Origin of the sequence: Enterococcus sp. HMSC072F02 (assembly GCF_001837725.1) — a bacterium.
Lineage (GTDB): Bacteria > Bacillota > Bacilli > Lactobacillales > Enterococcaceae > Enterococcus_B > Enterococcus_B lactis.
This window is the reverse complement of sequence record NZ_KV833896.1, coordinates 13,891-37,495: the sequence shown is the minus strand read 5'-3', so window position 1 is coordinate 37,495 and position 23,605 is coordinate 13,891. Positions and strand designations below refer to the sequence as shown.

Annotated in this window: 18 protein-coding genes and 2 pseudogenes; 18 read left to right on the top strand and 2 right to left on the bottom strand. The window is 38.9% G+C overall.

From position 1 onward, the window contains the following. Positions 1 to 138: 138 nt before the first annotated feature. A complete protein-coding gene (locus HMPREF2731_RS01905) occupies positions 139 to 537 on the bottom strand; it encodes a VOC family protein (RefSeq protein WP_002309568.1) in 399 nt (132 codons plus the stop codon). A 260-nt stretch (positions 538 to 797) separates the two neighbouring features. Between HMPREF2731_RS01905 and ylqF the strand changes: the two genes are divergently transcribed. The 10 genes and pseudogenes from ylqF (at position 798) to HMPREF2731_RS01855 (ending at position 11,739) form a co-directional block, all read left to right on the top strand. Further along, positions 798 to 1,658 carry a ribosome biogenesis GTPase YlqF gene (gene ylqF / locus HMPREF2731_RS01900; protein ID WP_002309567.1) on the top strand — a complete coding sequence of 287 codons (861 nt, stop codon included), beginning with the start codon at positions 798 to 800 and terminating at the stop codon, positions 1,656 to 1,658. Next, on the top strand, positions 1,651 to 2,418 hold the full coding sequence (locus HMPREF2731_RS01895; RefSeq protein ID WP_002309565.1) for a ribonuclease HII: 768 nt from the start codon (positions 1,651 to 1,653) through the stop codon (positions 2,416 to 2,418). The genes ylqF and HMPREF2731_RS01895 overlap by 8 nt, the downstream gene beginning before the upstream one ends. Positions 2,419 to 2,473: 55 nt before the next feature. After that, complete coding sequence (gene dprA / locus HMPREF2731_RS01890; protein WP_070872205.1) at positions 2,474 to 3,331, top strand: DNA-processing protein DprA; 858 nt, start codon at positions 2,474 to 2,476, stop codon at positions 3,329 to 3,331. Positions 3,332 to 3,452: 121 nt separating this feature from the next. Continuing rightward, on the top strand, positions 3,453 to 5,531 hold the full coding sequence (gene topA, locus HMPREF2731_RS01885; protein WP_002313870.1) for a type I DNA topoisomerase: 2,079 nt from the start codon (positions 3,453 to 3,455) through the stop codon (positions 5,529 to 5,531). Further along, positions 5,500 to 6,875, top strand: a pseudogene (trmFO, locus tag HMPREF2731_RS01880) (FADH(2)-oxidizing methylenetetrahydrofolate--tRNA-(uracil(54)-C(5))-methyltransferase TrmFO). The gene topA and the pseudogene trmFO overlap by 32 nt, the downstream one beginning before the upstream one ends. A 197-nt stretch (positions 6,876 to 7,072) precedes the next feature. Then, positions 7,073 to 7,978, top strand: a complete 906-nt coding sequence (xerC, locus tag HMPREF2731_RS01875; RefSeq protein WP_002313869.1) for a tyrosine recombinase XerC — start codon at positions 7,073 to 7,075, stop codon at positions 7,976 to 7,978. A 35-nt stretch (positions 7,979 to 8,013) separates the two neighbouring features. Then, positions 8,014 to 8,562 (top strand): HslVU peptidase proteolytic subunit, encoded by a 549-nt coding sequence (hslV, locus tag HMPREF2731_RS01870; RefSeq protein WP_002290221.1) that lies wholly within the window; start codon positions 8,014 to 8,016, stop codon positions 8,560 to 8,562. Between the two features lie 13 nt (positions 8,563 to 8,575). Further along, on the top strand, positions 8,576 to 9,976 hold the full coding sequence (gene hslU / locus HMPREF2731_RS01865) for an ATP-dependent protease ATPase subunit HslU (RefSeq protein ID WP_002313868.1): 1,401 nt from the start codon (positions 8,576 to 8,578) through the stop codon (positions 9,974 to 9,976). Between the two features lie 15 nt (positions 9,977 to 9,991). After that, entirely contained in the window at positions 9,992 to 10,783 is a 792-nt protein-coding gene (codY, locus tag HMPREF2731_RS01860; protein ID WP_002313867.1) for a GTP-sensing pleiotropic transcriptional regulator CodY, read from the top strand. An 80-nt stretch (positions 10,784 to 10,863) separates the two neighbouring features. Beyond that, entirely contained in the window at positions 10,864 to 11,739 is an 876-nt protein-coding gene (locus HMPREF2731_RS01855) for an aldose 1-epimerase family protein (protein ID WP_002309552.1), read from the top strand. A gap of 143 nt (positions 11,740 to 11,882) precedes the next feature. On the opposite strand, the gene plsY is transcribed toward HMPREF2731_RS01855, so the two are convergent. Then, on the bottom strand, positions 11,883 to 12,521 hold the full coding sequence (gene plsY, locus HMPREF2731_RS01850; RefSeq protein ID WP_070872203.1) for a glycerol-3-phosphate 1-O-acyltransferase PlsY: 639 nt from the start codon (positions 12,519 to 12,521) through the stop codon (positions 11,883 to 11,885). A 126-nt stretch (positions 12,522 to 12,647) separates the two neighbouring features. Here plsY and HMPREF2731_RS01845 point away from each other — a divergent pair, with 126 nt between their 5' ends. From HMPREF2731_RS01845 to HMPREF2731_RS15205, 8 genes and pseudogenes are all read left to right on the top strand, one after another. After that, complete coding sequence (locus HMPREF2731_RS01845; protein ID WP_002309549.1) at positions 12,648 to 13,082, top strand: CoA-binding protein; 435 nt, start codon at positions 12,648 to 12,650, stop codon at positions 13,080 to 13,082. 165 nt (positions 13,083 to 13,247) lie between these two features. After that, positions 13,248 to 15,293 (top strand): DNA topoisomerase IV subunit B, encoded by a 2,046-nt coding sequence (gene parE / locus HMPREF2731_RS01840; protein ID WP_002335004.1) that lies wholly within the window; start codon positions 13,248 to 13,250, stop codon positions 15,291 to 15,293. Between the two features lie 11 nt (positions 15,294 to 15,304). Further along, positions 15,305 to 17,755, top strand: coding sequence for a DNA topoisomerase IV subunit A (parC, locus tag HMPREF2731_RS01835; RefSeq protein WP_070872201.1), 2,451 nt, complete (start codon positions 15,305 to 15,307; stop codon positions 17,753 to 17,755). A 276-nt stretch (positions 17,756 to 18,031) separates the two neighbouring features. Beyond that, complete coding sequence (gene pflB / locus HMPREF2731_RS01830; protein ID WP_002309546.1) at positions 18,032 to 20,263, top strand: formate C-acetyltransferase; 2,232 nt, start codon at positions 18,032 to 18,034, stop codon at positions 20,261 to 20,263. A 243-nt stretch (positions 20,264 to 20,506) separates the two neighbouring features. Next, a complete protein-coding gene (pflA, locus tag HMPREF2731_RS01825) occupies positions 20,507 to 21,268 on the top strand; it encodes a pyruvate formate-lyase-activating protein (RefSeq protein WP_002313865.1) in 762 nt (253 codons plus the stop codon). Positions 21,269 to 21,352: 84 nt separating this feature from the next. Next, positions 21,353 to 22,279, top strand: coding sequence for a manganese-dependent inorganic pyrophosphatase (locus HMPREF2731_RS01820; RefSeq protein WP_002309544.1), 927 nt, complete (start codon positions 21,353 to 21,355; stop codon positions 22,277 to 22,279). Between the two features lie 181 nt (positions 22,280 to 22,460). After that, complete coding sequence (locus HMPREF2731_RS01815; protein ID WP_002309543.1) at positions 22,461 to 23,342, top strand: DUF1803 domain-containing protein; 882 nt, start codon at positions 22,461 to 22,463, stop codon at positions 23,340 to 23,342. A 117-nt stretch (positions 23,343 to 23,459) separates the two neighbouring features. Next, positions 23,460 to 23,585: pseudogene (locus HMPREF2731_RS15205) on the top strand (GNAT family N-acetyltransferase); the annotation flags it as partial. Positions 23,586 to 23,605: the final 20 nt, after the last annotated feature.

The following is a 23,605-nucleotide window of genomic DNA, read 5'->3' as shown; positions in this document are numbered from 1 at the left end:
GATCTGTCTAACTTAATTTGACAATTAAGAAACTGTAAAAAAGGCAATTGTACGATCGAAAAAAATAGAGGTGGATAATACTTATCGTATCATCCATCCCTATTTTTTTGTTATAAAAACGTCAGTTTCGTTATCTGCTTACATCTTCATCCATACGGGTTCTAATGTGTTTCCATCCAAATCTTGGACTTCTAATGAAAACATTTCTTCTTCAGGTATTCCCATATCGACTTCGTGGAAAGCACCACCATTTTCTTTTGCAATTTGAGCGAATTTTTTTACTTTATCCGCGTTGTCCATACTAAACGAAATCAAAGCGCCACTTGTTTTTTTATTATCGGCTATTTCTTTATCTTTTATAAATTTTTTATAAAAATCATGAGAGAGGAGCATCACCCAAAAAGTGTCATCCCACACCATTGAACTAGCTTCTTCAGTAGAGAATTCTTCGTTTTTTTTAAACCCAAGCTTTTCATAAAAAGCAACGGAACGATTGACATCGGCAACAGGAAAATTAACAAAAACCATACTATTCATTTGTTTCGTCTCCTTTCTGCATTGTTCGTCTATCATCCCTTATTTAGGAAGCGCTGTCAAAAAATCAGACTCGTATACAGAAATCAAAATAAAAAATTTACATCATCAAAAAAGAGAAGATGTGATAGAATGAGGACTGGTTCACTTTCACTTAACTAATAGATAGGATTTTTTATAATAGAAAAAAGTGAATATATATTGAAAAATAAAAAACAAGTAAAGTCGGAGAATATTCCGATATGAAAGGAATGGAGAGAACAATGACCATCCAATGGTTTCCAGGACACATGGCAAAAGCCCGACGAGAAGTTTCTGAAAAAATGAAATATGTGGACATCGTATTTGAATTGGTAGATGCACGTTTACCTTTATCTTCTCGTAATCCAATGTTAGATCAGATCATTCAGCAAAAGCCTCGGCTTGTTTTGTTGAATAAAGCGGATCTGGCAGATCCACAACAGACAAAGCTGTGGCAAGAATATTTTCGTAAGCAAGGCCACCTTGCGTTAGCTATCACGGCACAAGAAAGTAAAGGAATCAAAGGGCTAGTACCTGCAGCTAAAGAAGCGTTGAAAGAAAAACGAGCAAGAGACGCTGCTCGTGGGATCAAGCCTCGCGCTATTCGGGCAATGGTATTGGGTATTCCGAATGTTGGAAAGTCTACGTTGATGAATCGACTAGTAGGCAAAAAAATTGCTCAGACAGGAAATAAACCAGGTGTAACAAAAGGTCAGCAGTGGCTTCGTTTGGGTAACGAGTTGGAATTGTTAGACACACCAGGGATTTTATGGCCCAAATTTGAAGATGAAGAAATCGGCAAAAAACTAGCGCTGACAGGCGCCATCAAAGACCAACTTGTCCATTTAGATGATTTGGCGATTTACGGATTGGACTTTTTTGCCCGATATTATTCAGGAAGAATCAGCGATCGTTATGGTTTGCCAATCGAGCAAGAAGAAAAATTGGCACCGGAATTGCTGATGGATATCACAGCAAAACGTGGGTATAAAGAAGACTATGATCGCGGCAGCGAATTAGTCGTGCATGATATCCGTCAAGGAAAACTTGGTCGATACACATTGGATCGTTGCGAAGAAATGGAGCAAAAAAGCGATGACTGAATCCATCCAAAGTATCAAAGAACGATTGAAAAGCATACAGAGAATAGATGATCCTACACTAGAATCATTGAGGAATGATCCACGCAAAGGCGTACAGCAAGCGCTAGTTTCTTTTGAACGACGATTGAAAAAAGAGGCATTGATCAAGGAAAAATATGAAGAAATGTTTTGCTTTGAAAAACAAGGGTACGCACAAGGTCACCAATGGATTGCCGGCATTGATGAAGTAGGAAGAGGACCGTTAGCTGGACCTGTCGTGGCAGCTGCAGTTATCTTGCCGAAAAATGAGATCATATTAGGGCTGAATGATTCAAAACAGTTATCAGAGAAAAAACGAGAACTTCTTTCTCAACAAATTCAAGAAAAAGCTTTGGCCATCGGGATCGGAATCATTGATCAGCAGACAATCGATGAAGTGAATATTTATGAAGCAAGTAAATTGGCGATGATCCAAGCAGTAGAAAACTTGTCTATTGCACCAAGCTATTTGTTGATCGATGCGATGACCTTGGATTTGTCTATACAGCAGGAAAAAATAATCAAAGGGGATGCACGATCTGTGTCGATTGCGGCTGCAAGTATCATTGCTAAAGTATATCGAGACCAATTGATGAAAGAATATGACGTGCTTTATCCTGGGTATGGTTTCTCGCATAATGCAGGCTATGGAACAAAGGAACATTTAGAAGGACTTGAAAGACAAGGGATTACGCCAATCCATCGCAAAAGTTTTGCACCTGTAAAAAAATATTTACAATAAAAAACAGCCGCTTTTACGTATCTTATTAGAAAGAGAGACGAAAGGCGGTTTTATGATGTATCAAATAGAAGAGAATTTATTGAAACTTGCTTATGCAAAAGGAATTAGTAGCCAAGGGAAATGGGCACTTGCTAACTGGATGATGCAGTATCCTTACAAAGAAATCGGATTTGAAGACATCGTTAAGATAGGAAAAATCACCGCACATCGGGAGCTGTTCCGTACAAGTTGGAAAGAAATTCACAATAATTGGGGCAAAATCCAATTGAAACAGTCGTTTATTACTTGCTTTGATCCCAACTATCCCCCTCAGTTGCTTCACTTGACCTATCCGCCAATTGTCCTGTTTTACAGTGGTGGCCTATCTTTACTTTCTTGTAATATGTTAAGCGTTGTTGGTGGAAGACGTACTTCTGCTTTAGCCAAAAAAACAGTGTATTATTTACTAAAACCAGTGGTAGAAACTGGATATGTAATCGTCAGTGGCTGCGCGAAAGGGATAGATACCTACAGTCACCAAGCAGCAATCTCTCATGGTGGACGGACAATCGCGGTCATTGGAACAGGGATAGAGCAAGTCTATCCTGCTGAAAATCGTGACCTGCAAGAGGTGATTGCAAATGATCATCTTCTTTTGAGTGAATATCCTCCTCAATCCGGCCCGAAAAAGCATCGTTTTCCAATGAGAAATCGTATTATCGCAGCTTTGTCTAACGGAACATGTGTCTTTGAAGCCAAGAAAAAAAGCGGCTCTCTGATAACAGCCCAGCAAGCATTGGATCTTGGAAGAACAGTTTTTTCTGTTCCAGGAAATATTTTAACAGAACATTCTGCCGGATGTCATCATTTGATCCAAGACGGTGCAGTTTGCACGGTTTCGGGTGAAGATATCTTGGCAGAATTTAAAGAATAACACCATACTTTTCATTTGCTTTTCTTGACAAACGTTTTCTGAATGGATATGATTAGCTACGATTTGTATGAATCCTCTTTTAATAGTAGGAACACGACAATGGAAAGGAGTCCATTCAGTAATGGCGTATAAATATTTAGTGATTGTAGAATCACCTGCAAAAGCCAAGACGATTGAGAAATATCTTGGACGAAACTATAAAGTAATGGCCAGTGTTGGTCATATAAGAGATTTACCGAAAAGTAAAATGGGTATCGATTTTGAAAACAATTATGAACCCCATTATATTTCTATACGCGGAAAAGGCGATGTCATCAAAAGCCTGAAAGCCGCAGCAAAAAAAGCTCAAAAAGTTTACTTGGCAAGTGACCCGGATAGAGAAGGAGAAGCAATTGCTTGGCATTTAGCGTACCTACTTGGGTTGGATCTGAAAGAAAAAAATCGGGTGGTCTTCAATGAAATCACAAAAGATGCAGTCAAAGCAGCTTTTAAGGAACCAAGAACGATCGATGTAGATTTAGTAGATGCACAGCAAGCTCGTCGTACCTTAGACAGAATCGTTGGTTATTCGATCAGCCCTATTCTTTGGCGCAAAGTCAAGAAAGGGTTAAGTGCAGGACGTGTCCAATCTGTCGCTTTAAAAATTATTATTGACCGTGAAAAAGAGATTCGAGAATTTATTCCAGAAGAATATTGGAGCATCGACGGTAATTTTAAAAAAGCTCGCAAGAAATTCAAAGCAAATTTCTGGGGAATCGACGGTAAGAAAAAGAAGTTACCAGATGCACAAAGTGTAAAAGAAGTCACTGCTAGAATTGATGGAACAGACTTCGAAGTAAAAAAAGTAGAAAAGAAAGAGCGCAAAAGAAACCCTGCGAATCCTTTCACTACAAGTAGCCTGCAACAGGAAGCTGCCCGTAAATTAAACTTTCGAACAAGAAAAACCATGATGGTAGCACAACAATTATATGAAGGAATCACTTTGGGTAAACAAGGAACAGTCGGCTTGATTACATACATGCGTACTGATTCTACCCGGATTGCCGATACAGCAAAAGCAGAGGCCGCAGCATTTATTGAAGATACGTATGGAAAAGAATTTTCTAGACATGATCACCGAAAGATCAAAAATGCTCAAGGCGCACAAGATGCCCATGAAGCTGTGCGTCCAACGAGTGTGCTTCGTACACCAGAAGAACTCAAACAATATTTAGATAAAGATCAATTGAAACTTTATACATTGATCTGGTCACGTTTTGTGGCTAGTCAGATGACGCCGGCTATTTTAGATACAATGAAAGTAACATTAGAACAAAATGGTGTGATCTTCATTGCGAACGGTTCAAAAATCAAATTCAAAGGATTCATGCAAGTGTATGTGGAAGGTAGAGACGACGGCAAAGAAGAGAAAGAAAATATTCTTCCAGAACTTGAAGAAGGCGATGTCGTCCAATCTGTTGATATTGAACCAAAACAGCATTTTACTCAACCACCTGCACGTTTCAGTGAGGCTACGTTGATTCGTGCACTAGAAGAAAACGGGGTAGGGCGACCTTCCACTTATGCACCAACACTTGATACGATCCAAAGACGCTACTATGTAAAATTGACACAAAAAAGATTTGAGCCGACAGAATTAGGAGAGATTGTCAATTCGCTGATCTGTGAATTTTTCCCTCAAATCGTCGATGTCCATTTCACAGCAGAAATGGAAGGAGATTTGGATAAAATCGAAGAAGGCACGGAAGCGTGGGTCAAAGTAGTCGATCGTTTCTATAAACCGTTTGAAAAAGAACTGACGAATGCGGAAGAAAAAATCGAAAAAATCCAAATCAAAGATGAACCAGCAGGATTCGATTGTGATGTCTGTGGACATCCGATGGTGATAAAATTAGGGAAATACGGGAAGTTTTATGCTTGTAGCAATTTTCCTGATTGTCGGAATACCAAACCAATCGTAAAAGAAATCGGTGTGACTTGTCCAGTATGTCATGAAGGGCAAGTTATCGAACGAAAATCTAAGAAAAACAGACTGTTCTACGGTTGTTCTCGTTTTCCAGAATGTGAATTCACTTCTTGGGATAAACCAGTGGGCAGAAATTGTCCAAAATGTGATGGATATCTGGTTGAGAAGAAAGTCAAAGGTGGCAAACAAGTAGTCTGTGTAAATGGAGACTACGAAGAAGACATCCAAAAATAATAGAAAAGAGGTTCTTTCATTGAAAATGGTAAATGTTGTTGGAGCAGGACTTGCCGGAAGTGAAGCTGCTTGGCAGATCGCACAAGCAGGAGTACCTGTCCGTTTATATGAAATGCGTCCAGTCAAATCGACTGAGGCGCATCACACAAGTAATTTTGCTGAACTAGTATGTTCCAATTCACTAAGAGGAAATAGTTTGGCTAACGCAGTAGGATTATTGAAAGAAGAAATGCGACGATTGAATTCAGTAGTAATCACTTCGGCAGATGAAACAGCAGTGCCAGCTGGTGGTGCTTTAGCTGTTGACCGAGATTCTTTTTCTGAAACGATTACCCGAAAAGTCAAAGAGCATCCATTAGTAACAGTGATAAACGAAGAAATTACTGAAATACCAGAAGGAATCACCGTAGTAGCAACAGGACCGTTGACTTCTCATCCATTGGCAGAAAGTATCAAAGCATTCAATGGTTCAGATGGTTTTTATTTCTACGATGCAGCTGCACCGATCGTAGACAAAGCTACGATCGATATGGATAAAGTATATTTGAAGTCCCGCTATGACAAAGGAGAAGCAGCTTACTTGAACTGTCCGATGACAGAAGAGGAATTCAAAGCTTTCCATGAGGCACTAATCAATGCCGAAGTGGCAGAACTTAAATCTTTTGAAAAAGAAAAATATTTTGAAGGATGTATGCCAATCGAAGTAATGGCACAGCGTGGTTTCAAAACAATGCTTTTTGGTCCTATGAAACCAGTTGGGCTGGAAGATCCTAAAACTGGCAAACGTCCTTATGCTGTTATCCAGCTACGTCAAGACAATGCTGCAGCTTCTTTATACAACATCGTGGGCTTCCAAACTCACTTGAAATGGGGCGAGCAAAAACGTGTTTTCCGGATGATTCCTGGATTGGAAAATGCTGAATTCGTTCGCTATGGTGTTATGCACCGAAATAGCTTTATGAATTCGCCAGAATTACTGAAACCGACGTATCAATCAACGAAACGCGAAGATTTGTTCTTTGCAGGTCAAATGACTGGTGTAGAAGGCTATGTTGAAAGTGCAGCAAGCGGATTACTTGCTGGAATCAATGCGGCACGCTTAGCAAAAGAAATGGAACCAGTCGAGTTTCCACAAGAAACAGCTATTGGAAGCATGGCTTATTACATTACTCATGCGGAAGGAAAACATTTCCAACCAATGAATGCCAACTACGGTCTATTTCCTGAATTGCCGGAACGCATTCGAGACAAAAAAGCAAGATATGAAGCAATTGCCCAACGTGCTTTAAAAGCGAATGAGACAATAAAAAAAGAATTAGAAAAACAGCAGTCCCAAATGAGTGAGCAAACTCGATGAAGAGGGTGAGACGGATAGTCTCGCTCTTTTTCTTGCGTTTTCCTTAAGGATTTCTCAAACAAAATGTGAGGAATTGCATTAATTGTGAACAAACTTAGAAATATTGGTTAAATTCTGACAATTTATTTGTCTTTTTGTAGACGCTGTGCTAAATTATTCTCTGGGACAAAAGGAAGGTGAGAAAATGACGGAAGCCACGTGGGAACAAAAATTTTTGCGTTATTTGATTGTCGAAAGAGGATATTCAGAAAAAACGAAAGAAGCATATGAAGAAGATATTCTCCATTTTAAACATTTCTTGGAGGAATCTGGAGACGCTGATCTGCTGAAGGCGGAATACTTTACGGTTCGTGTCTATTTGAGTGCATTAGCTGATCATCGCCCCAGCTATAGCAGAAACTCTATCAGTCGCAAGATAGCTAGCCTACGTTCGTTTTATCAGTACCTTCTCAAAGAAGAAGTGATAAAAGAAAATCCATTTTCTTACGTTCATCTCAAAAAGAAAAATTTGAGATTGCCACGCTTTTTTTATGAAAATGAAATGCAAGCACTTTTTGACAGCGTAGCAGGAGACAGTCCTCTAGATTTGAGGAACCGCGCTTTGCTGGAAGTCCTTTACGGATCTGGTATCCGTTTAAGCGAGTGTAGTAATCTGTTGGTATCAGACATTGATTTTGATTCAGAGGTCATGTTGATTCATGGTAAAGGAAACAAGGAGAGATACGCGCCGCTAGGTTCTTTTGCCCAAGATGCTCTACAAGAATATTTCACAGAAGGCCGTCAGGTATTGATGACAAAATACCACGAAGAGCATGATATTGTTTTTGTGAATCATCATGGAAAACCAATCACGCCTACTGGTATTGAATATGTCTTGAATCAGATCATCAAAAAAAGCAGCTTGGATAGCGATATCCATCCCCACATGCTGCGCCATACATTCGCCACTCATTTATTAAATAATGGGGCAGATTTGCGGACAGTCCAAGAATTGTTAGGACATGCCAATTTATCAACTACCCAGATCTATGCCCATGTAACAAAAGAAAGTTTACAAAAAAACTATCGTTCATTCCATCCAAGAGCGTAAAATAAGGAAAAGAACAAATTTAGGAGGAAACAAACATGGTCGAATCACCATTTCATTCAACCACAATCTGTGCTGTCGAAAAAGACGGAAAATTTGCCATGGCTGGAGATGGCCAAGTAACAATGGGTGAATCTGTTGTCATGAAAGGTACAGCAAAGAAAGTACGACGTATCTACAATGGAGAGGTTGTTGTAGGTTTCGCCGGAAGTGTCGCAGATGCGTTTACTTTAGAAGAAAAATTTGAAGGTAAATTGAACGAATACAATGGAAATCTGCAACGTGCGGCTGTTGAATTAGCTCAAGAATGGCGGACACAGCAATCTATGCAAAAACTTGAAGCGATGCTGATCGTAATGAATGAGAAAGAAATGCTGCTTGTTTCAGGTACAGGAGAAGTGATTACGCCAGATGATGGCATCTTAGCTATCGGATCAGGCGGGAATTTTGCATTGGCCGCAGCCCGAGCAATGAAAAATTATGCTCAAAATGACATGAGTGCGAAAGAAATTGCAGAAAATGCGTTAAATATTGCCGCAGACATCTGTATCTTTACTAATCATAATATTATCGTAGAAGAACTGTAAGAGGTGAGTAAATATGTATGAATTGAAACAAACACCAAGACAAATCGTAAGTGAATTAGACGAGTATATCGTAGGACAGCATGCAGCAAAAAAATCTGTTGCCGTCGCTTTGCGTAACCGCTACCGCCGTTTGCAGTTAGATGAAAAAATGCAACAAGATATTACACCAAAAAATATGCTGATGATCGGACCTACAGGGGTCGGTAAAACAGAAATCGCACGACGCTTGGCCAAAATCGTCAATGCACCATTTGTCAAAGTCGAAGCAACAAAATTTACTGAAGTCGGTTATGTTGGAAGAGATGTAGAATCAATGGTCCGGGATTTAGTGGAAAATGCGATCCAAATCGTAGAAAAAGAGCAATACAGCCGTGTATACACAAGTGCTAAAAAAAATGCTGAAAAACGTTTGGTAAAAATCTTAGTGCCTGGTATAAAAAAAGAACAGAAACAATCCACTAATCAATTTGAACAAATGATGAATCTTTTTAATGCTAGTCAGCAAAACAATGCTGAACCACAAGAAGAAGTGACAGAAGATATTCGGATCAACCGCCGTACAATTTTGGAACAACTACAAAAGGGATTACTGGACAATCGTGAAGTAACCATTGAAGTCGAAGATCAAAAGAAACCTGCACCAATGATGAACAATGGATTGGAGCAAATGGGGATCGACCTAAATGAAACGTTAGGTGCTCTAACACCGAAGAAAAAAGTGGAACGGACGGTAACAGTCAAAGAAGCTTTAGAGTTATTAATCAAAGAAGAATCAGCAAAACTAGTCAAGGATGCTGATATCCATAGTGAGGCAATCAAATTAGCGGAAGAAAGTGGGATTATCTTTATCGATGAAATCGATAAGATTACTTCTAAATCACAGCAATCTGGAGAAGTATCCAGAGAAGGCGTCCAAAGAGACATATTGCCAATTGTCGAAGGTTCACAAGTAAACACAAAATACGGGATCATTCAAACAGATCACGTCCTATTCATTGCTTCAGGAGCTTTCCATTTGTCTAAACCAAGTGATCTAATTCCAGAACTTCAAGGACGCTTCCCAATACGGGTAGAATTAGATGATTTGACAGCTGAAGATTTTGTGAAAATTCTGACTGAACCGAATAATGCTTTGATAAAACAATATGTAGCATTGATTGGTACAGAAAATGTGTCAGTTACATTTACAAAAGAAGCAATTGAACGGATCGCTCAAATTGCTTTCGATGTCAATCGTGACACAGATAATATCGGTGCACGTAGACTGCACACTATTTTGGAAAAATTATTAGAAGACCTATTATTTGAAGCACCAGATATGCAAATGGGTGAAATAACGATCACAGAAGCATACGTTGATGACAAACTTGGCTCAATTGCGGCAAATGAAGATTTAAGTCGCTATATTTTATAAAATCGGAGGACGACAATGACAGACTTGCTAACGAAAACTCGCAAGATAAACACACTTTTGCAGCAAAAGAATACTTTTGACATGCAAGCAGATTTGCCTTACGATAAAATGGCTGTCACATTAGGTGGTATTCTTGACAGCAACACCTATATCATAGGAAGTGACGGAGTATTACTAGGTTACAATGAACGCCACGATGTGAATAATGAACGAATCAAAACAATGTTTGTTGAGAAACAATTTCCTGAATCTTACACTGATACAGTGGCACAGCTGATGAAAACTGAAGCTAATATCCCGATTACAAGTGATATCACTGCGTTTCCGGTAGAGTCAAGAGAAAAATACCCATTTGGTTTGACGACTGTCGTTCCAATCTTTGGAGCTGGCGAACGTCTGGGGACGATCATTTTGTCTCGCATTGAACAATCGTTTGCAGATGACGATCTCGTCTTAGCAGAATATGGAGCTACGGTTGTCGGTATGCAGATCCTTTATCAGAAGTCTCGAAGTATCGAAGCTGATGTACGGAGTGCGACGGCTGTTCAAATGGCAATCAACACATTGTCTTACAGCGAGTTAAAGGCTGTACAAGCCATTTTTGAAGCGTTGGATGGAGATGAAGGACGTTTGACTGCTTCTAATATCGCCGATAGCATCGGAATCACTCGTTCTGTGATCGTCAATGCTTTACGAAAATTGGAATCAGCTGGAATCATTGAATCTCGCTCGTTAGGCATGAAGGGAACTTATTTAAAAGTATTGAATTCCCGTTTTAAAGAAGAATTAGCAAAACATAGTTATTAGAAACAAGGGACTAGGGCGGATACAGATGTTTGCTCCAGCCTTCCCATTTTAAAAAGTAAGTCGAAGTTGGAGGAATGGCAATGACTGTTATTATTCAAAATGACCAGCTGATCGCTGAAATCGCTGAACACGGTGCGGAATTGATCAGTTTAAAATCAAAAGAACACGGTTTAGAGTATATCTGGCAAGGTGATCCAGCGTATTGGGGCAGACATGCACCAGTTTTATTCCCTTTTGTTGGACGTTTAAAAGATGACCAGTATGTTTACCAAGGGAAAACATATCAAATGGGACAACATGGATTTGCCCGAGATATGGATTTTGAAGTCATTGAACATGGACAAGAAATGGCTAGTTTCATCTTGCGGAGTACACCGGAGACATTAGAAAAATATCCTTTTGATTTTGAATTAGTGATTAGTTATGAATTAGGAGGAGACGGTATCACGGTCCATTACCAAGTAGCAAATACAGGTGAAGAAGAAATGTTCTTTTCTATCGGTGGACATCCTGCTTTCAATGTACCTCTTGAAGAAGGATTGTCATTCGAAGACTTTTATCTAGCATTTTCTCCATTGAAATCAAGATTACGCCTACCTTTAAAAGGCCCATTCATTGATATGGAACAAAAGACGTTAGGACAGACAAATACGAATCTGGCTTTGAATCGTGAACTTTTTGATCAAGATGCATTGGTTTTTGAAACAAGAGGACTAAATGCGTACGCCATTCGGAGTGAAAAATCTTACCATAGCATAACTTTAAGCTATAAAGATATGCCTTATGTAGGAATCTGGTCTCCTTATCCAAAAGAAGCCCCTTTCGTGTGTATCGAACCATGGTGTGGAATTGCTGACACGGTGAATAGCAGTGGAAACTTGATGGAAAAAGTAGGAATCAATCAACTAGGTGCCCATGAAATCTTCAAGACAAAATATTCGATCACAGTGAAGTAAGAGGGTGTAAAAAGCTATTCTACATCAAGTAATAAGAGGTTGTGACAGAAGTGGTCAGCTTCTGGAATACCGTTTGTTCGAAAAAAGGGAGTGTGACAAATCCATGTCACACTCCTGTTTTATCTCTTTGGACTGAAAAAATGTCAGGATTTTTTCTTGCTGCTGTTCAAACCAAATGGGATTCGACTTTCCGTATGGTATCTGATACGCTTGATATTGTCTTTATGACGATAGAAGATAAAGGAAGAGACTAAAAAGGCAATGATCGTCAGCAACCAATTGGGCTTAGCCAAAATCACAGGAGCTACATAAGGAAGGACGATCGTGGAGAAAGTGATCAACGCTGCACTGATCATACTGCTCAAACTCACCATACTTGTACAAAATAGACTAACGATAAAAATGATACAGGAATAAACAAAAAATACAGGATTAAATCCTAAAAGCATTCCTGCACTTGTCGCAACAGCTTTTCCTCCTTTAAACCCAGCAAATATCGGAAATGTATGACCAAGAATCGCACATACCCCAAACCAAAGAGGGTTAATCCCAGAAAGGTGAAAAATCATCGGCAGACAAGTAGCCAATGTACCCTTTAAAATATCCATAAGAAGGACAACAATCCCGGCGGTTTTGCCTAATACCCGAAATGTATTGGTGGTTCCAGTATTACCGCTCCCATGTTGCCGGATATCTTTTTTGAAAAACAATTTGCCAATCCAGACGCCGGAAGGAATAGAACCTAAAAGATATGCTAAAATAAGTAATAAGATCAATTTCATTTTTTACCCTCTCTCAAGTTGAAAACTATCCTTTATTTTAGCATGAATAGGTAACAGGAACAATTGAAAAAATGAAAGATAGAAGTATAATAGATGAAATAAAAAGAAAAGCAAGGGGTGACAGAAATGTCTATAAAAAATCCAACACAAGAAACGATTTTTAACTATTTGAAAGAAGCAAAAAATATTGCCATCGTAGGCTTGAGCAATAAACCAGAGCGAACAAGTTACATGGTTGCACAGGTATTGCAAGACAATGGATATAAAATCATACCAGTAAATCCATTATTGGCTGGTGAAGAAATTCTAGGAGAGAAAGTCTATGCAAATTTAACAGAAATCGATGATTCAATCGATATCGTAGATGTATTTAGACGGAGCGAATTTTTACCTGAAGTAGCAGCTGATTTTTTGAAAACCGATGCTAAAGTGTTTTGGGCACAACTAGGGATCGAAAACGAAGAAGCAGATGAGATGCTAAGAAAAGCAGGACGCACAGACGTCGTAATGGATCGCTGTATCAAGATTGAACTTGGTAAGTTGAAAGAAAACCAAAAATAAAAATGACCACAAAGAAGAGATGATCGATAGAGAGGAATGTCGAAAAAGCGGTTAGGAGATAATTAAAATTGATTTCTCATCTAACCTCTTTTTTTTCACGACCTTTTCTAGTATGATAATCGTGGTGCGGTTTTGCCGCAAAGTATTATTGAAGGAGCGTTTGCCTTGGCAAAAAAAGTAAACAACGAATATAATGACTCGTCCATCCAAGTATTGGAAGGATTAGAGGCAGTTAGAAAAAGACCAGGGATGTACATTGGATCCACTGACAGCCGAGGCTTGCATCATTTAGTCTATGAAATCGTCGATAATGCAGTTGATGAAGCATTATCAGGATATGGCAGTGAGATTGATGTGACCATCCATGAAGACAATAGTATAACTGTTGCAGATAGCGGACGTGGGATGCCTGTAGGGATGCATGCTTCCGGTATCCCAACAGTTGAAGTGATTTTTACTGTGCTGCATGCTGGCGGAAAGTTTGGTCAAGGAGGATACAAAACTTCTGGTGGGCTTCACGGTGTAGGAGCCAGTGTGGTAAATGCCTTATCGAAATGGCTGACTGTAACAATCGTTAGAGATGGCGTAGAGTATCAGCAGAAATTTAAAAACGGCGGTAAACCTGACGGTACGTTGAAAAAGATAGGAAAAACAAAAAAAGCAAATGGGACGATTGTCCATTTTTTACCAGACGATACAATATTCAGTACAACAAAATTTTCATATGAAATTTTAGCCGAACGGTTAAGAGAATCTGCCTTTCTTCTAAAAGGCGTTAAAATCTCACTTTCTGATCTTCGGGGAGAAGAACCAGTCAAGGAAGTTTTCCATTATGAAGAAGGAATCAAAGAATTTGTTGATTACCTGAATGAAGAAAAAGATACATTGACACCGGTCGTTTATTTTTCAGGAGAAAAAGAAGGTATCGAAGTAGAGGTCGCTTATCAATACAATGACGGGTATTCAGAAAATGTCTTATCTTTTGTCAATAATGTTCGAACAAAAGATGGTGGAACCCATGAAGCTGGAATGAAAGCGGCAATGACGAAATCTTATAACGAATATGCGAGAAAAGTCGGCTTGCTGAAAGAACGGGACAAGAATCTGGAAGGTAGTGATTTCAGAGAAGGATTAGCTGCTGTTCTCTCTATCCGTGTACCTGAAAATCTTCTGCAATTTGAAGGTCAAACGAAAGAAAAACTTGGTACGCCAGTTGCTCGAACCGTAGTAGATAACGTCATCAGTGAACAAATGGGCTTTTATTTGCAGGAAAATAGCGAAATGAGCCAGATGTTGGTCCGTAAAGCAATCAAAGCGAGAGAAGCGAGAGAAGCAGCACGTAAAGCCAGAGAAGAAAGCCGAAATGGAAAGAAGCGTAAAAAAGGCGAATCTCTTCTTTCAGGAAAATTGACACCCGCACAATCCCGAAATCCTAAGAAAAATGAATTGTATTTAGTCGAAGGGGATTCTGCCGGCGGATCTGCTAAACAAGGAAGAGACAGAAAGTTCCAAGCAATTCTACCTTTACGAGGAAAAGTCATCAATACCGAAAAAGCAAAAATGCAAGATATCTTGAAAAATGAAGAAATCAATACGATGATCTATACGATTGGTGCAGGAGTCGGCCCTGAATTTTCTATCGAAGACTGTAATTACGACAAAGTAATCATCATGACCGATGCGGATACAGACGGCGCCCATATTCAAGTATTACTGCTTACTTTCTTTTATCGTTATATGAAACCGCTGATTGAAGCTGGGAAAGTATATATCGCGTTACCGCCTTTATATAAAGTATCCAAAGGACAAGGGAAGAAGCAAGTCATTGAATATGCGTGGACAGATGACGAATTGGCAGCAATGATTAAAAAAGTCGGCAAAGGATATATGCTACAGCGATATAAAGGACTTGGAGAGATGAATGCGGAACAATTGTGGGAAACAACGATGGATCCAACTTCCCGTACGTTGATTCGCGTCCGTATCGACGATGCTGCGCAAGCTGAGCGTCGAGTAACCACACTAATGGGTGACAAAGTAGAACCTCGAAGAAAATGGATCGAAAATCACGTACAATTTACGTTGGAAGAAGATGGCAGTATCTTAGATAAAAAAGAGGATACTGAAATCTCTCCTTCAGTTTCTAATGAATTATTAGATGAAGAACGAGCAGATAAAAAAGAAGACAATCAGTTATTTGAAGTAGAATAGGAGGTCACCTGATGGAAAATCGACAAGAAGTACAAGAATTAACTTTAGAAGAAGTGATGGGTGACCGCTTCGGACGTTATTCCAAATATATTATCCAAGAACGTGCACTGCCTGATATCCGTGATGGATTGAAACCAGTGCAACGCCGGATATTATTTGCCATGAACAAAGATGGCAATACGTATGACAAAGGATTCCGTAAATCAGCAAAATCTGTCGGAAATATCATGGGGAATTATCATCCTCATGGTGACAGCAGTATTTATGAAGCGATGGTCCGCATGAGCCAAGATTGGAAGTTGCGGGAAGTACTGATCGAAATGCACGGGAATAATGGGAGTATGGACGGTGATCCACCTGCTGCGATGCGTTATACTGAAGCCAGATTATCCAAGTTAAGTGGAGAGATGCTAGCAGATATCGAAAAAGAAACAGTCGATCTCGTGTGGAATTTTGATGATACAGAAAAAGAACCAACAGTCCTTCCAGCTCGATACCCAAACCTTCTAGTCAATGGATCGACAGGTATATCTGCTGGATATGCGACAGAAATCCCGACTCATAACTTAGCTGAAGTGATCGACGGCACAATCTATATGATCGATCATCCACAAGCGAGCCTTGAAAAATTGATGGAATATATTCCTGGACCTGACTTTCCAACAGGAGGGATCTTGCAAGGGAAAGATGAAATCAAAAAAGCTTATGAAACAGGGCGAGGAAAAGTTATTCTTCGTTCGAAAACAAAGATAGAAGCAATGAAGGGCAATAAACAGCAAATCGTGATCACTGAAATCCCATATGAAGTAAATAAAGCGACGTTGGTGAAAAAAATGGATGAGATCCGTTTGAATAAGAAAATCGATGGAATAGCTGAAGTACGAGATGAAAGTGATCGAACTGGTCTGCAAATTGTCGTTGAATTGAAAAAAGATGCCAATGCTCAAGGAATTTTGAATTATTTGTTCAAAAACACTGAGCTACAGATCAATTACAATTTTAATATGGTCGCTATCGATCATATGACTCCGCACCAAGTTGGACTGAAAGACATTTTAAGAAGTTATATCGAGCATCGAAAGCAAGTCATAACAAAACGCAGCCAATTCGATTTAGCCAAAGCTCAAAAAAGACAGCATATCGTGGAAGGCCTGATGAAAGCTTTATCGATTCTGGATGAAGTAATCGCAACGATTCGTGAAAGTAAAGACAAAAAAGATGCTAAAAAGAATTTAGTCGATGTTTTCCAATTTACAGAAGAACAAGCAGAAGCAATCGTCACATTGCAACTATACCGTTTGACGAACACAGATATCACAGAGCTTCAAAAGGAAGCCGAAAGCTTGATTGCACAAATCACAGAGTTGAATAAAATCCTTTCAAACGACAAAGAGCTTTTCTCTGTTATGAAAAAAGAATTGCGAGAAGTGAAAAAAAATTACTCTTCCGCTCGTCTGACGACAATCCAAGACGAAATCGAAGAAATCAAAATCGATACGCAAGTTTTAGTGGCGCAAGAAGACGTAATCGTCAGTGTGACGCGAGAAGGCTATGTGAAGCGAACAAGCCTTCGTTCTTATAGTGCTTCGAAACCAGAAGAAATCGGGATGCGAGAAGGCGATTACTTGCTGTACTCAGGTGAATTGAGCACATTGGACCATGTTCTTCTGATTACGAATAAAGCAAATGTGATCTACCGTCCTGTTCATGAACTACCCGATTTGAAATGGAAAGATGCTGGCGAACACATTTCTCAAACAATCTCCAATCTGTCTGTAGATGAATCGATCTTAGCTGTTTTCCCATATCAAAAAATCCAAGCAGAAAAAACATTTGTATTCATCAGCAAGAATGGATTGATCAAGCAAACACGAATGACAGAGTTCGAACCATGGCGCACCTATAAGAGCCGTCCGCTCAGCTGTATGAAGCTAAAGGCGGAAGAAGATGAACTTATTGCTGTATATCTGAAAGAAGATCAGCCAGGCTTAGATGTGTTCTTAGTAACGCATCAAGGAATGGGCTTGCGCTATCCTTTAACAGATGTTCCCGTTGTTGGAGCAAAGGCAGCTGGAGTGAAGTCTATGAATTTGAAAGATGGAGATAGGATTGTCAATGGGCTGCTTGTGTTAGCAGACGGAGATACGCCAATCGTAATCGTTACTCAGCGAGGAGCCGTGAAACGCATGCTTGCTCAAGAAATCAGCCAAACTTCACGTGCGAAGCGGGGAGTGACGGTCATGCGTGAGCTGAAAAAAAATCCGCACCGTATTATCTATATGTCGGAAGGAAGATCAAAAGAAATAACCTTGATGAATCAAAAAGGACAACAGATAACGATTGATCCAACGGATTTTCCTATAGGTGATCGAACATCGAATGGTTCGTTTGCTATGGACGATAAAAAAGGTGGAGAAGTCATCGAAGTTATCGATGCTCCTGAGATTTTCATTGAATCATAACTGTTATGGTATTTTAGTGAAGAGGGGCCATCTGTATTAATACAGATGGCCCCTCTTTTTCATTCATTTTTAATAAATCCTTATACGTTTGCAAAAAAAGATGAAAGTGTTCACAATGCTTAAATATTGGTAAATCAACGTTACTTTCAATATACATAGATAAAACATAAAAATTGTTAAATAAAAAACAAGAAAACCCTTGCAAAGATAAGGTGCTGTGTTATACTAATCACGTAAAAACTGTTACATAAAACAGAAATTTAGGAGGTCCATACAATGGAGCAATGGAATGGATTTAAAGGTACCAAATGGAAAGAAGGCGTAGACACTAGAGACTTTATTCAAAACAACTACACTGAATATCGCGGTGATGACAGCTTTTTGGAAGGTCCAACAGAAGCAACAGAAAAATTATGGGATGAATTGCAAAAGCTGAATGATATCCAATTCGAACGTAACGGTGTCTATGATATGGACACAGAAATCGTATCAACCATTACTTCCCACGATGCAGGCTATTTGGATAAAGATTTGGAAAAAATCGTCGGTCTACAGACAGACAAACCTTTGAAACAAGCATTCATGCCGTTCGGTGGAATCAATATGGCTAACAATGCGCTGAAAAGCAATGGCTATACACCAAACGATGAATTAACACATATTTTCACTGACTGGCGCAAAACACATAATCAAGGGGTGTTTGATGCTTATACTGCTGAAATGCGTGCAGCTCGTAAAAACAAAATCATTACAGGGCTTCCAGACGCTTACGGTCGTGGACGTATCATCGGCGACTATCGTCGTGTGGCATTGTATGGAATCGACTATTTGATGGAACAAAAGAAAAAAGATCATGATATGACTGGTTATCATACGATGAGTGAAGAAGTGATTCGTTTACGTGAAGAAATCACTGAACAATATCGTGCATTAGCACAAATGAAAGAAATGGCTGCAAAATACGGCTATGATATCTCTAAACCAGCTGCAAATGCAAAAGAAGCTGTCCAATGGTTATACTTCGGTTATTTAGCAGCAATCAAATCACAAAATGGCGCTGCGATGTCAATCGGACGTATCTCAGCATTCCTTGATATCTATATCCAACGTGATTTGGATAATGGAGTAATCACAGAAAAAGAAGCGCAAGAATTGATCGATCACTTAGTAATGAAATTACGTATGGTCAAATTCGCGCGTACACCTGAATACAACCAATTATTCTCAGGATTCCCTATCTGGGCTACTTTATCCATTGCTGGTATGGGCTTAGATGGTCGTTCGTTAGTGACGAAGAATGATTTCCGTCTGCTTCACACATTGACAAATATGGGACCTTCACCAGAACCAAACTTGACTGTTTTGTACTCTGAACACCTTCCAGAAGGATTCAGAACATATGCGAGCCGAATCGCTATTGAAAGTTCTTCGATTCAGTTTGAAAATGACAATCAGCTTCGTGAACAATGGGGTTCTGATGATTGTGCGATTGCTTGCTGTGTATCAGGAACAGTTGTTGGAAAAGACATGCAGTTCTTTGGTGCTCGTGCTAACTTGGCTAAAACACTATTATATGCTATCAATGGCGGGGTCGATGAAGTGACTGGCGCCCAAGTTGGACCAGAATATCGTCCGATCACATCAGAAGTACTAGATTTTGAAGAAGTGAAACATAACTTCATGAATATGATGGATTGGTTAGCAGAACTATATGTCAATACGTTGAACATCATTCATTACATGCATGATAAGTATTCTTATGAAGCAGCTCAGCTTGCCTTGATGGATTCTGACTTGCAACGCACATTTGCTACAGGTATTGCTGGAATCTCTCATGCGGCAGACAGCTTGTCAGCCATCAAATATGCAAAAGTAAAAGCAATCCGTAATGAAAAAGGAATAGCAGTTGATTTTGAAGTAGATGGCGATTTCCCTAAATATGGAAATGATGATGACCGTGCAGATGAATTAGTTTCATGGATCTTGGAATACTTCATGGGACAAATCAAACGTCATAAAACTTACCGCAACTCAAAACCAACAACTTCATTATTGACGATTACTTCAAATGTTGTTTACGGTAAAAATACAGGAAATACTCCTGATGGCCGTGAAGCTGGAAAACCACTTGCGCCAGGAGCAAACCCAAGTTACAATGCAGAACAAAGTGGGTTATTAGCCAGCCTGAACTCAACAGCTAAAATGAATTACGGTTGTGCATTGGATGGAATTTCAAATACCCAAACAATCAATCCTTCTGGTCTTGGAAAAGAACAAGATACAAGAATCGAAAACTTGCGTAATGTCTTAGACGGATACTTCTCAAAAGGGGCTTATCATTTGAATGTCAATGTATTCAGTAATGATCTATTGCGTGATGCAATGGAAAATCCAATGAAATATCCGAACTTGACGATCCGGGTATCTGGTTATGCAGTTAAATTCCGTGACTTGACAAGAGAACAACAACTAGATGTCTTGATGAGAACTTCACACGACAGAATGTAAAAAAGTTTGTGAAACAGCCTTTCGACTCAGTGCCGAAAGATCGTTAGATATCCTTCGCATCATAATCGAATGATCAGTATGCTTATTTGAAAGACACGATTTACAGGGGCAGGACATGTATGTTCCGTCCCTGTAAATTTTACACATAACGAAGCGGTGATTGCGAAAAATTTTGTTCAAAAAGCTTCGCTTCGACAGCTAACTTGTACTTAAAATGAAATCAAAGAAAAGATGTGAATTTAAATGGAAGAAAAAACAATCGGCTATGTTCATTCTATCGAAACTTTCGGTTCAGTAGACGGTCCTGGACTGCGCTTTGTCGTGTTTATGCAAGGATGCCGCATGCGTTGCCAATTCTGTCACAATCCTGATACTTGGAATATTGGCGGAGGGAAAGAGTACTCAGCAGATGAACTTTTAGATAAGGCGGAACGCTTCAGACCTTACTGGGGAGATAAAGGTGGTATTACTGTTAGTGGTGGAGAGCCTCTATTGCAGATCGATTTTTTGATCGAACTATTTAAAAAAGCAAAAGAGCGGAAAATGCATACTACATTGGATACATGCGGAAAACCTTTTACGTATGAAGACCCCTTCTTCTCTCGTTTTCAAGAATTGATGAAGTATACAGACTTACTGTTATTTGATATCAAACACATCGATAATGAAGAGCATAAAAAACTAACGCATTGGGACAATGAAAATATTCTAGAAATGGCTCAATATTTGTCAAAAATTAACAAACCGGTTTGGATTCGCCATGTATTAGTTCCTGAGCGAAGTGATTATGATGAATATTTGATCCGACTAGACAACTTTATCCAAACCTTGTCAAATGTAGATAGAGTAGAGATCCTTCCTTATCATACGATGGGAAAATACAAGTGGGAAACACTTGGTTTGAAATATCCATTAGAAGGAATCGAACCACCTACAAAAGAACGTGTCGAAAATGCTAAACGATTGCTTCATACAGAAGAGTATACAAAATATTTAACGCGATAGAACGCATCGGAAAGAAGTTAAGTATTGCTTCTTTCCGTTTTTTTGCTATTATTAAATAGGAGAAATCACAAAGGAGCGAATGACATGTCAAAAATTATAGTTTTTGGTCACCAAAATCCAGATACAGATGCAATTGGGGCAGCCATTGCCTTTTCACACTTGCAAAATGAATTAGGTAACGAAACAGAAGCAGTTGCTCTAGGTACACCTAATGAAGAAACACAATACGCATTAGACCACTTTCAATTATCTGCACCACGAGTAGTAGAGTCAGCTAAAGCAGAAAATGCAGATGTCATGCTTGTGGATCATAATGAATTCCAACAAAGTATTTCAGATATCAGCGAAGTAAATATTTTGGCTGTAGTAGACCACCATCGTATTGCAAACTTTGAAACAGCTAATCCATTGTACTATCGTGCAGAACCAGTTGGATGTACAAGTACGATCATTTTAAAACTATATAAAGAAAACCAAGTAACGATCCCTAAAGAAATTGCTGGGATTATGCTTTCAGCTATCATTTCAGATACATTGTTGTTCAAATCGCCAACATGTACACCTGAAGACGAAGCAGCTGCAAAGGAACTTGCAGCAATCGCTGAAGTAGATCTAACTGCCTATGGTCTTGAAATGTTGAAAGCCGGAACGAATCTAAGTGATAAATCAGCTGCGGTTCTTCTTGATTTGGATGCAAAAAGTTTCCCAATGGGCAGTTCCAATGTGCGTATCGCTCAAGTCAATACAGTGGATCTGAATGAAGTGATGGATCGACAAGCAGAACTAGAAGCAGCGATGGAAGAAGAAATGAAAGCAAATGGCTACGATTTATTCGTATTAGTTGTCACAAATATCTTAGACAGCGATTCAGAATTACTTGTTGCTGGTAAAGGTAAAGAAAAAGTAGAAGAAGCTTTCCAAACAACTTTGACCAATAACCGAGCTTTACTTAAAGGTGTCGTTTCACGTAAAAAACAAGTCGTACCTCAGTTGACGGCTGTATTCAGCTAATCAAATGGTAGGATGAAGCATTCAAAGTGAATGGGATAAGCGATTGAATAAAAAGAAACACAGAACATACTAAAAGTCTAAGAAGTGGAGGAGAATAACAGTCAAACATGACTCTTGTTCTTCCTCCTTTTTATGTAAAAGTCTTTTAAGTAAAATAAAATGGATAGAAAAGAGAACATATATGAACTATTATTATTCAAAAAATAAGGAAAATTTTTATCAAAAACTGACCGGTGATCCGCTTTTTTCTTTATTGACCGATTATCTATATGAACATCGAGAAAAAGAAACGATTCTAAGAGAATTGAAAAAAGAATTTCCGCAAAACAAATTTTCTCATTTTCTTGATCTGTTGATCGATGCAGGATTAATCAAGAGAGAAGAGCGAAGATATCATTTGAACTTTCCAGTATTTGATCCCAACGATTACTTGCAACAAGTCACTTCGGCTGCTGAAACCATAGCCGACCAATTGAAGAGACTCTCTGTTGCTGAACAAAAATTAGCGATGGGAGAAGTTATTTGGGCGTATTGTTTTGAAGATGAACGAAAAGAAGCATATTTTTATGGAGTAAGAAACAGCCGAGAGACAGAATTGCTGAGAACGACTGCAGGAAATCAGAAGTACCGTTTTATTACACTTTCCTCTAAAGAACACTTCCCGCTTACGTTGGCTAATTATTTTTTTATACAAAAGAATCAGCTTCCTGTAACGAAGGCATTCAAAGAATTAGCCGAACTTATTGGAGATGTAAATGAAGCGTACTTTTTTGATCAAATAGAAGTTATCGTTGACAGGATACGTAAAAATAAATATAAAAATCGTCGGCCTAGTATTTTCCATCAGTCATTACTTGTGACGGATACCATAAAGGAAGAAGAATCATTTACACTAGCATTGCCTATTGTCGAAAAAAACAATCCTGAGATTGAATTTCCAACATTGGATCCTTCATTGACAATGGAGGAAACGGCCTTTCTTAAACGACAAATCTTTTCTGAGTTGAGCAAAAAATTTATGCCGCATGCATTTTCTTATATCAAAGAATATGGAGCAATATAGAACAATATAGAACAGCTTTGGTGAGAAGAATCTAAGAGAGCAGTAAGCTAAAATTATGCTGATTCTTGCAAGAGGAGTCTTTCTCTTCTTTTATAGTTAAAAGAATTATTGGAGTATTTTGCCTATCTACCACATATTGGATTCACTACATGGTATGGAAATAAAGGAATGCAAAAAATTGGTGAGAAATGTGGAATGACAAAGGAAGGGCTCATAAGAAAAGTTAGATTTTTAAATAATTAATATTATGATTCAGTCAAGTA